We start from the raw sequence: 733 nt of genomic DNA, 5'->3' as shown, positions 1-733 counted from the left end.
CCATCCTTAGATTTTGTTGAGGATAAAGATAATGACAAATAATGTTCCTGCTTACATTGTGGTGGAGTGCAGACCAAGCACCTTTGGGTGCTTTTTTAATGTCTAAAATTTATCTCAGAGACCCATCATGAATGATTTTTTCCTAGCAACAAATCGAAGTATTAAAGTTAATGACATCGAAGTACGTCAGATCCAGATGAAGGACTTTGATACCTGGGCAATGCATGCTGAAGTTTTGAAAAACTTCATTAAAGACCAAAATCATTCAGATGAAATTTTGACACAGTTATTTAAAGCTCATGGGGTACAGGTCATTTCGACCATGGCATGCGTTACTGATCTGGATAATGAATCACTGGTGGAACTTGCTACTGATGAACAGGGATTTAAAGAGCTACTTAAGGCGGTATTTCTGGTCAATCAGGCTTACTTCAAATACGAAAAACCAAAACGCGGCATCAAAAAGAAAGATGACTCCACTTGGTTTGATTCATTTCAGTTTCTGGTATCAATGGGCCATCAACATAGCGAAATTATGAAAATGACCTACGGTGCATTCCAAGGCTACGTTAAGGCAGCAAACAAGATGTACAAGCAGGGAATCTTCAATAACGCCGTTGCCGGACGTGTGGCACAGTCTGATAAGAAAGGTTTTGAGTCATTCAAGAAAGAAATGGTTTCTGATTGATCAAGTAGCACCCTAAAGTTATGATGTGGAAATAACTATTTAGGG

At 38.7% G+C, this 733-nt stretch carries 1 protein-coding gene; it reads left to right on the top strand.

Features of this window, described 5'->3' with window-relative positions; all coding sequences use genetic code 11:
* Positions 1-127: 127 nt before the first annotated feature.
* Entirely contained in the window at positions 128-688 is a 561-nt protein-coding gene (locus GGG_RS0119025; protein ID WP_010118086.1) for a hypothetical protein, read from the top strand.
* Positions 689-733: the final 45 nt, after the last annotated feature.

Source organism: Acinetobacter sp. P8-3-8, from assembly GCF_000214135.1.
GTDB lineage: Bacteria > Pseudomonadota > Gammaproteobacteria > Pseudomonadales > Moraxellaceae > Acinetobacter.
Note: the sequence above shows the minus strand (reverse complement) of the source record. Positions and strands in the feature narration are given on the sequence as shown.